9 protein-coding genes are annotated in these 13,646 nt (G+C 57.2%); 6 read left to right on the top strand and 3 right to left on the bottom strand.

The window, feature by feature from the left end; genetic code table 11:
• Positions 1-467: 467 nt before the first annotated feature.
• Positions 468-1,490: a permease gene (locus ALB80_RS17750; RefSeq protein ID WP_050605430.1), complete on the bottom strand. Its 1,023-nt coding sequence runs from the start codon at positions 1,488-1,490 to the stop codon at positions 468-470.
• An 85-nt stretch (positions 1,491-1,575) separates the two neighbouring features.
• On the opposite strand from ALB80_RS17750, the gene ALB80_RS17745 reads away from it, so the two are divergent.
• Entirely contained in the window at positions 1,576-2,433 is an 858-nt protein-coding gene (locus ALB80_RS17745; RefSeq protein ID WP_050605429.1) for a LysR substrate-binding domain-containing protein, read from the top strand.
• Positions 2,434-2,714: 281 nt separating this feature from the next.
• Here ALB80_RS17745 and ALB80_RS17740 read toward each other — a convergent pair whose 3' ends face one another.
• Positions 2,715-3,329, bottom strand: coding sequence for a TetR/AcrR family transcriptional regulator (locus ALB80_RS17740; protein ID WP_050605428.1), 615 nt, complete (start codon positions 3,327-3,329; stop codon positions 2,715-2,717).
• 91 nt (positions 3,330-3,420) lie between these two features.
• Here ALB80_RS17740 and ALB80_RS17735 point away from each other — a divergent pair, with 91 nt between their 5' ends.
• The 3 genes from ALB80_RS17735 to ALB80_RS17725 are packed head-to-tail and all read left to right on the top strand — an operon-like array spanning position 3,421 to position 7,473.
• Positions 3,421-5,466, top strand: coding sequence for an NADH:flavin oxidoreductase (locus tag ALB80_RS17735; protein WP_050605427.1), 2,046 nt, complete (start codon positions 3,421-3,423; stop codon positions 5,464-5,466).
• Position 5,467: 1 nt separating this feature from the next.
• A complete protein-coding gene (locus ALB80_RS17730; protein WP_050605426.1) occupies positions 5,468-6,505 on the top strand; it encodes a proline racemase family protein in 1,038 nt (345 codons plus the stop codon).
• Between the two features lie 2 nt (positions 6,506-6,507).
• Complete coding sequence (locus ALB80_RS17725; protein ID WP_050605425.1) at positions 6,508-7,473, top strand: ornithine cyclodeaminase family protein; 966 nt, start codon at positions 6,508-6,510, stop codon at positions 7,471-7,473.
• Positions 7,474-7,842: 369 nt separating this feature from the next.
• Here ALB80_RS17725 and ALB80_RS17720 read toward each other — a convergent pair whose 3' ends face one another.
• Positions 7,843-8,292, bottom strand: coding sequence for a MarR family winged helix-turn-helix transcriptional regulator (locus ALB80_RS17720; protein WP_050605424.1), 450 nt, complete (start codon positions 8,290-8,292; stop codon positions 7,843-7,845).
• Between the two features lie 887 nt (positions 8,293-9,179).
• Here ALB80_RS17720 and ALB80_RS17710 point away from each other — a divergent pair.
• Positions 9,180-10,520 (top strand): efflux RND transporter periplasmic adaptor subunit, encoded by a 1,341-nt coding sequence (locus ALB80_RS17710; RefSeq protein WP_050605422.1) that lies wholly within the window; start codon positions 9,180-9,182, stop codon positions 10,518-10,520.
• 1 nt (position 10,521) lies between these two features.
• Positions 10,522-13,638 carry an efflux RND transporter permease subunit gene (locus ALB80_RS17705; RefSeq protein WP_050605421.1) on the top strand — a complete coding sequence of 1,039 codons (3,117 nt, stop codon included), beginning with the start codon at positions 10,522-10,524 and terminating at the stop codon, positions 13,636-13,638.
• Positions 13,639-13,646: the final 8 nt, after the last annotated feature.

Genomic DNA, 13,646 nt, shown 5'->3' with positions numbered 1-13,646 from the left:
GTCGAGAACGATCCCGAGCTCAACATGAAGGCCTATGTCGACGAGATTGGGGACGAAGCAGACAAAACACATGCTGTTTCATCGGGCGCTGAAAGGAGTCCTGCTTGGCGTGACGAAAAAGTTGCGGAAGATCTTGAAGCCCAGTTCAAAATGATTGCGGTCGCTTAAGCCACTGGAGACATGGATGAGGTCGATCGGGTGATTAGCTACCTAGCTTTTATACGCCGTATGAAGAAACAGGGAATCTATGATATGGGTCGTTGGAGTGATGAGAGCCAGGGTGGGTAAAGATTCAACCAGAAGTCGGTTCACATAACACCGGTTTAGCGACGTTCTCACTTTGTTATAGCGTTTCCAATCATCCAGTGGTTGCAGAAAACTGCCATTCGAGACGCAATTCGAAGACGACCGCAGTGCGGGACTTCGCTGCCGGTTGCTGAACGTCTGCGTCCTGTTAACGCTGAATCTCAGACGATCCACCCAAAGACATACCCCGCCCCGAGCGACCCCAGAACTGCAAGCAACAGATATAGCATGAATGGTTGCAATTTGAGCACCGGTGCGATGGCCATAGCACCCCAGATGCTGACCGCGCCGCCCGAAACAAGGAACGCCATCGCTGCTCCATCGGACATGCCGTTGTCGATCAACCCGCGTGTCAGCGGGAGCGCAGCGTAACCGTCGATATAGGCCGGGGCACCGACGAAGACAGCGGCGGGTATGGCCCACCATTTGTCTTCTCCAACATATGCTGCCAGTGCGCCCGGTGTAAGGGCCGCGTTCAAGGCATACTCCGCGGCAAATGCCGGGATCAGGCAAATCAGGATAAGCCGCGTAGTTGCCCATGCCTGTTTGCCGAAAGAATGACGTCGCGCCTCAGACCGCCAGACCCAAGGATCAAAGGGCTGCTCTTCCCCGCATCGTGCAGCACTTAGCTGGCGCGCCGGGCCATTGTCCCGAAGCGCATTCATGGCCCAGGGCGTCTTGGCGAACAGGCCGGTGATCGCGCCGCCGAATAGACCCAATCCGAAGGCGGCAAGCGTCTTGCCAATCGCAAAGCTCAGACCAAGGGTTGCCGCTGTTGTCGCGAGCATTGCTGGGTCTGTTATCGGAGAGGACAGCCAGAATGCCATGATCGGAGCGAGTGGCACGCCCGCTGCCAGCAATCCGGCCATCAAAGGCAGAACGGTCACCCCGCATACGGGCGTGATGGCTCCAATGAACGAGGCCGCCAGAACCGTTCTCAGTGTCCTGCCCTCGAAGGCACCAGCGATGTGAGTATCCGCGCCGCTTGCGATGATCCAGGCTGCAAGCACGATGCCCGGAATGACGATGGGGGCCACGACAATCAGGCCCCATAGGACAAACTTTGCTGCGTTTGCGGCGTGTTCCGGCCAGGCAAGACAGACGCCTGCCAGCAGCAGCAAAGACACGCCCCACACCAGGGGTTTCCGGTTGGATGGTCGATTGACAACTGTCTGATCTGACATGGGATACTCCTCTGACCTTGAAAAATAGTGCAGCACAAGACATCTGTGAAACGCATAGTTTTAATTTCCGATATTGGAAAAACAAATGGAAAACCTGGATAGCGATCTTTTGCGAACCTTCGTCGCCGTGGCTGATGCCGGAAGCGTCACGGACGGTGCTGCCCGCATCCACCGGTCGCAGTCTGCAACGAGCCTTCAAATCAAGCGCCTCGAAGCGATCCTGGGTCAGCCGGTCTTTGACAGGCATGGTCGCGGGGTGGTCCTGAGCGACACGGGACGAAAGCTATTTCCAGTCGCGCAGGAGGTGACGGCACGTCTCGACGCGGCACTACGAGAGATTTCACAGAACACGGTAAGCGGCAAACTGCGTTTGGGCATACCCGACGATCACGGGCGCGCCAGACTTGCGGCGATCATTGCGACCTTTGCCCGTCAACATCCGAAAGTCGAACTGGATGTCACCTGCGCTTTGAGCACGAGTTTTCCAGAAGCCCTCGATAAGGGGTCGCTGGACCTTGCGGTCTATGAGGTCGAAAACCCGTCCAGTCACGAAGAGGTTGTTTATGAAGACCCGACATGTTGGGTGTCGTCGGCGCACCGGCACTTTCAGGCCGATGAAAGCCTTCCAGTGGCCTTGTTCGATCATGCGTGCTGGTGGCGCGACGCGGCGGTCATTTCATTGCAAGCCCGTGGAAAGCCATATCGCGTTGTCTACTCCAGCCAAAGCGTCTCTGGTGTGATTGCAGCAGTAGAAGCCGGGATCGCAGTGGGTCTGCTCGGTCGCTCCTCGCTGCACGGCGGTCTATCGGTGGTGAACGATGCATTGGACCTCGGAAACACGCCCGCCTCCAAGCTGGTGATGGCATCCAGCAAGCCGAAAGTACAAGGGCCTCAGGACGCTATGAAGGCCGCGATCCGAGCCGCATTTATGGCCAAGCCATAAAAAGCTGACTTTCACTGCGTTCTGTCGAATGGGCAGGTCGGGCTCACAGTCAGATTTCGCCACTCGATGAATGAACTACGGCTGACCAGCAAGGTTCCCTTTGGCTATGACATCATCGAATTGGAAAGGTGCGAACAAAGCCCCATTTCACCGCGTTTGTTCCAAAGTCAGGTATGGCGAGTCCCGAACGAATACCGATTTACGCTCAACTGTGCAGCATACGAGTGCGAACAGTCTCGCAAAAAATGAGAGAGGCTTGGCCCATAGCCTCAGACGCCGGTTTAGCGGTGACGCTCTAAGAACGCGTCTTTTTCGGCCTGCGTTGGCATCTCACCTGAGAATATCTCGACATATCGGCATCCGGCTACCGCTCGTTGTGAACGGGGCTCTGTCACATGCATGGAATAATACCCGGTCTGTGTTAGAAGCACGGTGAGCGCGCGGTAATGGGCCGCGTCCCCTGTTATTCCAAATCGTTCAAACAGGGCTTTGACTGCAACCAACCGATCTTCGTCAGATTTGTCGACGAAGGATTGCAGCCGTGGATCGTTGCGCGCCCAGTTACGGATTGCAAGATCCAGCGGCGCATCGAAAAGATCTTGGTCAATCCAGCAATCAATGAGGTTAAAGAGACCCGCGCAGAGACTGTCGGCTGGAACTGCGCACCTCTCCAAGATGACGCCAGTGTTCCGGTTCTGCCAGATGTCTAGGATGGCGTCATGAAGATCGGACAGATCCTTGAAGTGCCAATAGAAACCAGTGCGCGTCAAATTGAGTGTTTTTGCAAGCGGCATGATCTTCACCGCCTCAATCCCATCGGTCACGAAGAGTGTATAGGCGGCGTCAATCCATGTCTCTCGGGTCGCGCGGACCTTGGCTGTTTCGTCCTTTTTCATAGTTGGATTCTTCAAGAACTTGACAGTGGTGTCAATTGCGGAAATGTTAACTTGACATAAGTGTCAATAATCGGCACTCAAGGAGGCCACAATGTCCACTGATCCATTGCTTCAACCTTATCAGTTGAAACACCTCACATTGCGCAATCGGATCATGACAACCAGCCATGAACCTGCCTATCCACAAGACGGCATGCCCAAGGAACGCTACGCGGCCTATCACGCCGAACGGGCCAAGGCGGGTGTGGCCCTTGCGATGACGGCGGGGTCCGCTGCGGTCAGCCGAGACAGCCCACCCGTGTTCAACAATATCCTTGCCTTTAAGGATGAGGTTGTACCGTGGATCCAAAACCTGACAGACGCGGTGCATGAACATGACTGCGCTGTGATGATCCAGTTGACCCACTTGGGGCGGCGCACGAGTTGGAACAAGGGCGATTGGTTGCCGTCGGTGTCATCATCAAAACACCGTGAACCTGCCCACCACGCTTTTCCAAAGTTGATCGAGGATTGGGACATTGATCGGATTATATCTGACTTCGCTGATGCTGCGCAGCGGATGCAGGCGGGCGGTATGGACGGGATCGAGCTGCAGGTTTACGGTCATTTATTGGACCAATTCTGGTCACCGCTGACCAATGATCTGACGGGTCCATATGGTGCTGACACGCTCGAAAATCGCATGCGGTTCCCGCTCGATGTGGTCGAGGCAATCCGCAAGCGCGTCGGCGCAGACTTTATCGTCGGGCTGCGCTACACGGCCGATGAGGCGCAAAAGGGTGGCATCACCCACGACGAGGGGCTGGAGATTTCAAAACGCATCTCGGCCACGGGGCAGGTTGATTTTCTGAACGTGATCAGGGGACGCATCCATACCGATCCAGCTATGACGGATATGATTCCTGTTCAAGGTATGAAGTCTGCTCCGCACCTCGATTTTGCAGGAGAAGTGCGCAAGGCAACGGGTATGCCAACCTTCCACGCCGCTCGCATCCCTGACGTGGCCACTGCGCGACATGCTGTGCAAGCTGGCCTGCTCGATATGGTCGGCATGACCCGCGCTCACATGGCTGATCCACACATCGTGCGCAAAATCATTGAAGGGCGTGAAGATGACATTCGCCCCTGCGTTGGCGCGACGTACTGCCTTGACCGCATTTATCAAGCAGGCGAGGCGTTATGCATCCACAACGCTGCTACCGGGCGTGAATTATCGATGCCGCATGAGATTGCAAAAGCGGGGGTTGCGAAGAAGGTTGTAATCGTCGGCGCAGGTCCAGCGGGGTTGGAAGCGGCTCGCATCGCCGCAGAACGTGGCCATGCTGTGACTGTGTTTGAGGCTGCAGATGCGCCCGGTGGACAGGTGCGCCTGACCGCACAATCACCTCGCCGCCGGGAGATGACCGGGATCATTGATTGGCGCATGGCGCAATGTGCAGCACGTGGCGTGATATTCCAATTCAACACCTGGGCCGAGGCCGACGACATCACCACCCTCAACCCGGATGTGGTCATTGTGGCGACGGGCGGCATGCCCAATCTGGAACTGTTTGAACAGAAAGGTGAGCAGGCGAATGTTGTGTCCACCTGGGATCTGATCTCGGGCGATGTAAAGCCTGCGGGCAAGGTTCTCATCTACGACGAAAGCGGTGATCATCCAGCTTTGCAAGCTGCTGAGATTGCCGCAAATGCGGGGTCCGCGGTCGAGGTTATGACGCCGGACCGCGGTGTCTCTCCGGGCGTGATGGCGATGAATTTGGTGCCTTACATGCGCGCGCTTCAGGATAAAGACGTGACTTTTACCGTCGCGCGGCGCTTGATGGGGGTTGTGCGCTGTGGCAACACATTGACCGCCACAATTGGGACCGATTACAGCGATTACAGTTACGAGACGCAGGTCGATCAGGTTGTCTTGAACTATGGCACCTTGCCGCTCGACGATCTGTACTTTGATCTCAAACCATCGTCGTCGAATTTAGGCGAGGTCAACTATGAAGCGCTGATCGAGGGCACTCCGCAAACTATTCAGCGCAATGAAGCAGGCACTTTCCAACTGTTCCGCATTGGCGATGCAGTATCGGCACGCAACACACATGCGGCGATCTATGACGCCTTGCGATTGGTAAAGGATATCTAGCATGCGCAGCAGCAAAACCATTCACGTCGTATCCTGCCATGCTGAAGGCGAAGTTGGGGATGTAATCGTAGGCGGCGTTGCACCACCACCCGGCGAGACCCTTTGGGAACAACGCAGTTGGATCGCCAAGGATCAGACCTTCCGCAACTTCATACTGAACGAGCCACGTGGTGGCGTGTTTCGCCATGTAAATTTTTTGGTCCCTCCGGTGCATCCAGAGGCACAAATGGGCTGGATCATCATGGAGCCAGAAGACACGCCGCCGATGTCCGGGTCCAATTCGATCTGTGTCTCAACGGTACTGCTGGATAGCGGGATCATTCCAATGACCGAACCCGTAACCAAGATGGTACTCGAAGCACCCGGTGGACTGGTCCGCGTGCACGCCGAGTGCCGGAACGGCAAGGCAGAGCGGATCACCGTGCGCAATCTGCTATCCTTTGCGGGTGCATTGCGCGTGCCTTTGGATGTGAAGGGTATCGGCCAATTAACCGTCGACACTGCCTTTGGCGGTGACAGCTTTGTTGTGGTGGATGCGGCAACTCTCGGGTTCGAACTTGCCGCGTCCGAGGCCAGGGCGCTGGCAGAACTTGGCGTGTCGATTACCAATGCGGCCAATGCACAGCTAATGTTCCGCCATCCAACCAATCCCGATTGGAAACATTTCTCCTTTTGCCTGTTCGCAGGACCAATCACACGCGAAGGGAGCCACCTGACCACCTCGGCTGCCGTCGCGATCCAGCCTGGAAAAATCGACCGCTCACCTAAGGGTACAGCCGCCTCTGCACGCATGGCACTGCTTCATGCACGCGGCGAGATGCAAGTGGGGGAGACCTTCACGGCCCGTTCAATCATTAACTCGGAATTCCACGGACGGATCGCCGAGAGAACTACGCTAAGTGACACGCCCGCGATAATCCCTGAAATCACGGGCCGCGCGTGGATTACAGGCACACATCAGCATATGCTTGATCCCAAAGACCCCTGGCCCGAAGGGTACCGCCTGAGTGATACTTGGCCCGATTTGAAGGGGAGCTGAGAATGGCAGATATGAACATCCCTTATTTGTCGCAGGACGATATGATCGGATTGGGTCTAACCACCGAGCAAATCGTCGATAGCATCGAATGTGCTATTCGTGGGAGCGTGAACGGCACTGTCTGGGGCGCACCTAAAGCAGTGATCACGCCACTTGATGATCCGCGTTATATGATGGCCGCTCTGGCGGCGATGGATGATCCATCTCTACTTGCTGTCAAAACGGTTGTGCTGAACCCCGAAAACAACGCAAACGGTCTGCCGCAGATCAACGGTCTTGTGACAATGCTCGACAGCGTCACGGGATTGCCGGCTGCCGTGCTTGATGGCAACTGGATCACCGAGGTGCGCACGGCGGGGCTTAGTGCGATGGCTGCAAAATATATGGCCAACTCGGATGCAAAAACCATCGGCTTTGTGGGGTGCGGTGCTCAGGCGCGCAGCCACCTTGACGCATTTGCCGACATCTTCGACCTTGAACACATGTGCTATTTTGGCCGCGGCCAGGCCAATCAGGACCGGCTCGCAGAGCAAGCCAAAGCACGTGGCATACCCTCGACTGCGTGTGCTTCCGGGCAAGAGGTTGCGGCCAGCTGCGACTTGCTGGTGACCACCGTCACACATACCGGCGGTGCAGCCCCGTTTCTCGACGCGTCTGGGATGAAGGCAGGGTCATTTGCGGCTGTCGTCGATCTTGCTGCCCCATGGAAGCGCGACAGCCTTGGCACGCTCGATTGCGTCGTGATCGATGACCTCAAGCAAGAAGCTTCGTTGCCCAACAAGCTGTGTGATCCTGGGTTCATCCACGGTGATCTAGCTGGTTTGGTGACTGGCGAAACAAATGGACGCAACGCGCGTGAGGATCGAACAGCATTCATCTTTCGTGGACACGCGCTAGGTGATTTAGCGTTGTCCGTATTGGTTTTGGAAACGCATCGGAAACGCGACGCCGGTCGTCTGACGATGTAAGCAGATCAACTCACGTTTCCCACTCGTTTCCAAGAAGCCGACGTCCATACAATCTGCAGCATTGGTCACTCTGGGCTCTCTCCGGACCTTTGCCGTACGGTGTTCAAAGGACGGCGAAGCGGATTTTCTTCCTTGAGGGAGGGTTTCAGGCACACCGTAACCACCAGGGGGTGGAGATGAGACAGAAACTCGGAACCGGTAAGAAACGCCTTGCCGGTGGCAGGGTCCGTGTCGCGACATCGACCGAGGTTAAAGATCTGTGGAGAATGACGGCTGCGTGCCCAATGTGTCGAATGATGCGCAAAGAATGAACGTCCGCTCGGCAGTCAAACCTACTCTCACAAACGCGACAGTTCTGCCTCCATATTTTTAGTCAGGTGTCTCGATCGTCGGCGGGCCACCACCAAGCGCTCTGCTGAGTTGCTCTGTGAGCGCGAAGAGCCGTTTGCTGTCCTCTGATCCCAGGATGTTTTCTATTAACTTGTCGCCTTCTTCCCAAACCTCTGCGACTCCCAGCAAAACCGACTGTCCGCTAGGTGTGATTTTGATCACATCAGCGCGCCGGTCTGTAGGACTAGTCTCGCGTTGCACATATCCAAGTGCTTCAAGCCTGGAAATCATTGAGCTCATGGTTCCAGGTGAGACGCTGAAATGTTTGACGAGGTGCTGCTGAGAGGATGGTCCAATCTTCTGTAGCGCATCCAGAACAAGGGCCTGGCGATGCCGTATCCCGGACGATCCAAGCAAGCTTTCCAGTCGCTTTTCCAAAATCGCAGCTGAGTGTAGGAAGGGATGGATTCGTGCGTGCTGACGTTTCATGGGCTCACTTTGAGAAATCTTGTGTATTAATTACAGTGATTTAAGCAATTTGTCAAATTAGTTCTAGTTGAAATAGTTTGGCTTGAAAGTATATTGAAGTGTAAGTAGATTATCCTCTTCAATCAGCCTTAGAAAAGGACACACAATGCGACTTACGATGTTCACAGCCACGCTGCTTGGTGCGGCTGGCGTTGCCAATGTTGACGCACCACAGGTTCCGTCAGAAGCACCATATATCGTCCTCAGTGAAAACCACGACGAACCAAACGGATATGGGTTTTGCATTGATACATATGGGGCCGGGCAGTCTGATCTTTTGCAGACCCATTCTTGCAAACCACCCAGTGAGGGTGAACCACGTAGCTATGCAGGTCATGACACGCGTTTTGAGTACAATGTAGACACCATGCAGGTCGTATCTTACCCGTTTGAAGGCTTCTGCATGCAGGCCTTAATCGCTACAGGAAAGTCGGAATTTGCACTGTTGGAATGCAGTGATCATCCTCGCCAAAAGTTCATTTACGACGAAACAGATCAGACTCTGCGACTAAGCGAGGACCAAGCTAATTGCGTGGTAGTAGCATCGGAAACAGTCCCAGCGGGTCCGTGGGTGAAACGGCCACTCTCGTTGGAATCCTGCGATGAGGTCGAGGCATCTCTGAAGCAGTGGAGCATTGTCACTGAATGACGCAAAGCGGGGTATTCTCCCTGCCGTTCACTCCCATGTGCTGTCCTCAGTTTTGTGACCATGCGCTTCCTGCCATCACGGAATTGAAAGCTGCAGGCGCCCCTATCCGATCCGCGCCGCGCCCAGTGCTATTTCGTCAGCGCCAAACGGCAAAGCGTACCGAGTTCCCAGCTGACATAGCTCAAGACGGAGCTGTTTTATGAACTTCCGCCCATTGGCGATCCTGCCCCCACTCGTGATTGCTGTGCTCGGCTTCAACTGGATGACTCGGGAACAGCCCAAGGACATCACCCGTCACGAAGAAACCCGTCTCGCGGTGCGCGCGATGGAGATCCTACCGCAACCAGTCTCGGCCACTGTCATCGGCTATGGACGGGTCGAGCCAGCTCGGAACTGGTCAGCCGTTTCCGAGGTCGAGGGGCGGATCGACGCGATCCCCGGGGACCTTGCCGTCGGAAGCGTCGTCGAAGCCGGCGATGTGCTGTTCGAGATCGACGTGACGGATTACGAGCTTGCCCGCCAGAAGGCGCAGGCAAATATCACCTCGGTCGAGGCCCAGCTGCGCGAGAGCGAACGGCAGGAAGAAAACACCCGCAAGACGCTGGAGTTGCAGGAGCGGACGAAAGCTGTGGCGCAGAACGAGTATGACCGCGTCGCCTCGCTGGTTGAACGCGGCGCCTCGACACAGGCCGCGCTCGATACCGCGCAAAAAACCCTGCTGGCACAGTCGAATTCGGTGCTCACCCTGGAGAATACGCTGGCGCTCTATCCAGCGCAACGCGAGAGCCTGGAGGCGACACGCGCGGTGCGGATGTCCGAACTACGCGAGGCTGAGCGGTCGATCGAGAAAGCCAAGATCTCCGCGCCATTTCGCGGTCGGGTCTCGGAGATTGGCGTCGAGGCCGGACAGTTCGTTCGTACCGGCGACATATTGTTGGTCCTGGACGACACTTCGGCCGCGGAAGTAACCGCCGAGGTTCAGCCGAAAACCTTCGCGCCGATCTTTATGGCGGCACGCGGCAAGGGCGAGGCTCCCGCTGAGGGCATAGACACCTCCCGGGTCATGGAGTTCCTGACGGATGCCGGGATTTCGGCAGAAGTGCGCGTCTCGCTTGAAAATCGCGTCCTGTCATGGCCGGCGAAGTTGGAACGTATGCGCGGCACACTCGACGCCGACACCGCAACGATGGGCGTTGTCGTCCGGGTCGAGGATCCGACAATCGGGCAGCCGCACCTGCAACGCGGCCCGCTTGAATCCGGTGCATTTGTCTCGGTCATCTTCAGCTCGGAGCCGATGGAGAACACCATCGTCGTTCCGCGCAGCGCTTTGCGCTATGGCGACGATGGCGCTGCGTTTGTCTACCTCGCGGATGCGCAGGACCGGCTTGCCAAATCCGCGGTCAAGGTCGGTCATTCCATCGGCGAGGGCGCCATTATCCTCAGTGGGCTGGAGGGCGGCGACCGGCTGGTGCTGAGCGAGCCATCCCCGCCGGTGATCGGCATGGCGTTGGATCTTGTCATGCCCACGGCGGAGCAGTGACATGATTGCCTGGTTCGTCCGTCACCCCGTTGCGTCCAACCTTCTGATGGCGTTGATTTGCATCCTGGGTCTCGCAACCGTCAGCAATATCGAACGCGAGACCTTTCCCGACACCACTGCCTCCACCGTTCTGGTCTCTATCTCCTATCCCGGCGCCTCGGCCGTCGATGTGGACGAGGATATCTGTACCCGGCTGGAGGATGCGATTTCCGGTACTGACGGATTAGAGGAACTTTATTGTCTCTCCATCGACGGACGTGCCTCAGCCACGGCCGAGCTGGAGACCGGCGGCGATATCATCCAGTTCTACAACGACGTCTCCTCGGCCGTCTCCGGCGTGGACGACTTCCCCGATGATGCTGAGACACCCTCAATCGAGCGAGGTGGGCGCACCGAGATGATCGCACAGATCGGCATCTCTGGGATCGACGGCGAGCAAGGACTGCTGGAATATGCCGACGAGCTGGCCAGCACGCTCCAGGGTGTGGACGGTGTGACCGAAGCTACCGTGTCGGGGCTGACCGATCGAGAGCTGCGCGTAACTTTCGACGACGAGGACCTGCGCCGCTACGGGCTGTCGAGCCAAGACGTGGTCGATGCGATCAACGCCCGCTCGCTCCAGCAGCCGCTGGGTGAGGTCGAAACCACTGAGAAGAGCCTCGTGCTGCGTTATTCGGACGTGCGTCGCTCGGTTGCCGATCTCGAAGACCTGATCGTATTGCAGAACCAGAACGGTGGCATCGTCCGGCTCAAGGATCTCGCAACCGCACGGATCGTCGACAGCGACGAGAACACGCAAAGCTACATCAACGGTGCGCAGGCGGTGACCATCCAGATCATGAAGGCGTCGGATGGTGATTCCATCCGTATTTTCGAACGTGTCGAGGCGATTCTGGAGGCGGAGCGCGCAGCTTGGCCGAAGCCATTCGAAATTACCGTCATCAACAACATGACTGAGATCGTTGAGGAACGCCTTTCCCTCATTGTCAGCAATATCGTGATGGGCTTGGCGCTGGTTTTTGCGGTGATGTGGATGTTCTTCACACTCAAAGAGGCTCTCTGGATCTCGGCCGCACTGCCGGTTTCCTTCCTCGGCGGGCTGTTTCTGATGAGCGCTCTGGGCGTCACCATCAATATTTTCACGCTCATCGCGCTCCTGCTGGCTGTTGGGCTGATCATGGACGATTCAATCGTCATCGCCGAGAATATCGACAAGTGGCGCCGGCGCGTCGGCGGCAAGGAAGCTGCCTGGCGCGGCACGCAGGAGATCTTGCCAGGCGTGTTGTCCTCTTTCCTGACCACGGCCTGCGTCTTCGGCCCGCTGATGTTCATCGACGGCGACCTTGGACAGGTGCTCAAATACATCCCGATGGTGCTGCTGATGACGCTGGCATTGTCCTTGCTTGAAGGCTTCCTGATCTTGCCGCATCACCTGAGTCATATCGGGAAGGGGGCGCCCGCCGAGTACAAGGATCGACCAGCTGCGCGGGTGCTGGAGCGGTTCAAGGAGGGTGTTGTCATTCCCACCGCCGCAGCGCTGGCGCGGGCACGCTACCTGACCGTCGGCAGCGTTCTAGGCGCGCTCGTCCTCTCGATCGGGTTGGTCGCGTCCGGTCAGGTCAAGGTGGTTGGCTTTCCAGAGGTGGAGGGCGACACGATCGAAGCAAAGATTGCGCTGACCTCGGGGATCGCCCGCCATCGCACCCTGGCCAATGTCGAGCAGATTCTCGCGGGCCTCGAACGGGCGGATGCGCAATTCAGCCCTGAAACTGAGGGCGCCGCGCCGCTGGTCGAACGTGTCCTTGTCAGCTACGGCTCTAACTCGAGCGTTAACGACAATGGCTCGAACACCGCGACGGTGACCGTCGACCTGTTGGAAGCTGGGAAGCGCAATGTGAGTGCCGACGAGGTCCTGCAGGTCTGGCGCGCGGAATCCGGCACGCTTCCAGACCTTCACCAGATAAGCTTTGCCCAGAATGAGGCAGGGCCGGGGGGCAATGACATCGATATCGACGTCTCGGGAAGCGATCTCGGGGAGATCGAGGCGGCCGCGTCCAAAGTCCTGTCACGGCTCTTGGAGCGGATTGACGTCAAAGAGGCCTATTCCGATTTCTATGGTGGCCGTCAAGAAGTGAAGCTAACGCTGAACGAATACGGTTATACCGTCGGGCTGACACCGCAATCGCTCTCGGCGCAGCTCCGCCAGGCCTTTCAAGGCTCGGAGACCGACACGTTCCACACCGGAGCCTCGAGCGTGAACGTGCAGGTGCAGCTAGGAGACACAGTCGCGAACTTCACCGAGCTGGAACAATTCCCGATCATCGTCGGCGGCGGCAAACAGACCGCCCTGATCTCGGTGGCCGATATGGACCTCGCTGCCTCCTACCCGACGATCACACGTAAGGATGGGCGGGTCGTCGCCAATATCATCGGCCAGATCGACCGCAAGGCCACCACCTCCACAGCCATTTCGGGCTTCGTGCTGAACGATGTCGCGCCGGAACTGGAGCGGCAATACCCCGGCATTTCGATCTCAATTGGCGGAGCCACCGAAGAACAACAGAAGTCGCAATCTTCGGTCGCCACGAAGCTGCTATTGGGGCTTGTCGGCGTGTATATGGTACTCGCCTTCCAATTCCGCAGCTACACGCTGCCGCTGGTGGTGATGCTGTCGATCCCCTTTGCGCTGATCGGCACGATCCTTGGCCACTGGGCAATGGGGTTGAGTCTGTCGATGCCCAGTCTGATCGGCTTTGCCTCGCTTGGGGGGATTGTAGTCAACAACGCCATCCTTTTCCTGACTTTCTTCCAAACCCACCTGCAAGGAGACGACCACGTTGCCGCAGCACTGGATGCCGTCCGTGCCCGCTTCCGGCCGATCATCTTGTCGACCGGGACCACGGTGGCCGGGCTTCTTCCCCTGATCTCCAACACCTCGGTCCATGTGCAAACCACAGTGCCCCTCGTTGTCTCGGTGGCAGCTGGTCTAACGGCCTCGATGATTCTGGTGACACTGGTGCTGCCATCTCTTCTCAGTATCTATTTCGACATTTTCTCGGTGCAGAGATGGGTTGGAAAGTTCGATGACGCGGAGGGAGGAGACATCCCGGCGCAGTAAGGATTGCC

Source organism: Ruegeria sp. 6PALISEP08, from assembly GCF_001238295.1.
GTDB lineage: Bacteria > Pseudomonadota > Alphaproteobacteria > Rhodobacterales > Rhodobacteraceae > Ruegeria.
The sequence above is the reverse complement of the archived record's forward strand: the minus strand, read 5'-3'. Positions and strand labels throughout refer to the sequence as shown.